1 pseudogene is annotated in these 319 nt (G+C 53.9%); it reads right to left on the bottom strand.

Going from position 1 to position 319, the window contains the following annotated elements:
- Window positions 1-271 (bottom strand): annotated as a pseudogene (locus tag Abin_RS15375) (IS701 family transposase); the annotation flags it as partial.
- Window positions 272-319 lie beyond the last annotated feature (48 nt).

Below are 319 nucleotides of genomic sequence, written 5' to 3'. Positions count from 1 at the left end.
CATCGCGAAGGGCATCGGCATCCCAGTGCCCGCGCCCCAGAAGCGCCTCTTGCCGCCATAGACCGGGATATCCTGCTGCTTCCGTTCGCATCCATCTTGTCTTGCGTGGTTCATTGTCAATCAACACGTCAAGGGAGGCGCACGCAGAAGTTGCAACACGCTTCTGCATAAACAGCGGCGCGATCCGTTCCTTGGCGGACCGAAGCCCGGACGCCCACAAATCCAGCGTAGCTTCAACAGATGCACCGCCACTCATCATATCCTGAATCATGGTTACCCATAAATTCAGAACTCAACATAATATGTAATTGTAGTGCTA

The sequence above is a fragment of the Acetobacter indonesiensis genome, from assembly GCF_000963945.1.
Classification (GTDB): Bacteria; Pseudomonadota; Alphaproteobacteria; order Acetobacterales; family Acetobacteraceae; genus Acetobacter; species Acetobacter indonesiensis.
The sequence above is the reverse complement of the archived record's forward strand: the minus strand, read 5'-3'. Positions and strand labels throughout refer to the sequence as shown.